Origin of the sequence: Bradyrhizobium sp. Mp27, assembly GCF_029953005.1 — a bacterium.
Taxonomy (GTDB): domain Bacteria; phylum Pseudomonadota; class Alphaproteobacteria; order Rhizobiales; family Xanthobacteraceae; genus Bradyrhizobium; species Bradyrhizobium barranii.
Map to the genome: position 1 here is coordinate 1 of NZ_JASAUS010000574.1, position 743 is coordinate 743.

Consider the following 743-nt stretch of genomic DNA (forward strand, 5'->3'; position numbering starts at 1 on the left):
TTACCGACGAAGATCGTCTCCACGGCGGTCTTCATGTTGTCGTAGATGCCGCGGGTGCAGGTGCCCTTGAACAGCGCGAACGCTCGGTCGTGGGCGTCGAACACCATCTCCTGCGTCTCTCGCGGATACGCCCGGGCAAATAGCATACGGCTGTGGCAGAGCCGGACGTGAGCAACCTTCACGACCACGGTGGTTCCGCTCAACAGCACCACCTCATGGCTCCAGTCGAACTGGTAGGCTTCGCCTGGCGCAAAACTCAGCGGGACATAGGCCGCCGCGGTCGATTGCCCGCGTTCCTTGCTCCACCGCCTGGCGTAACGTCGCACCGCATCGTAGCCGCCGTCATAGCCGCGACCGCGCAGCTCTTCGAAGATCCGGATCAATGTCAGCTGCTCACGAGCCGATTTAGCCGCGTTCGCCGCAAGCAGCCCGTCAAGTTCGACTGCCCATCGTCCGAGCTTTGGCCGCGGCTGCACTTGCCGCTCATACTCGAAGGAGGTCTCTCCCGACCTCAGCACCTTCCGAACCGTGTTCCGTGACACCTTCAGGTCACGGGCGATCTCCTTGATCGTCTTGCCCTTGATGAAGTGCTCGCGCCGAATCCGCGCAATCGTCTCCACGACCAGCATCCTCCACCACCTGCTTTGTTACGAAGCAGGCAGCGCAACAGACCAACCTGTAGGGGGTCAATTTTGGACGCCGATCCCCCGGCTTAGGGGGTCAATATTGCAAGCCGAATGACA

1 protein-coding gene is annotated in these 743 nt (G+C 61.2%); it reads right to left on the reverse strand.

Annotated elements, in window-relative coordinates; all coding sequences use genetic code 11:
• The coding region (gene istA, locus QJT78_RS51805; RefSeq protein ID WP_281460914.1) for an IS21 family transposase at positions 1-629 on the reverse strand (629 nt) is incomplete at its 3' end.
• Between the last annotated feature and the right edge of the window lie 114 nt (positions 630-743).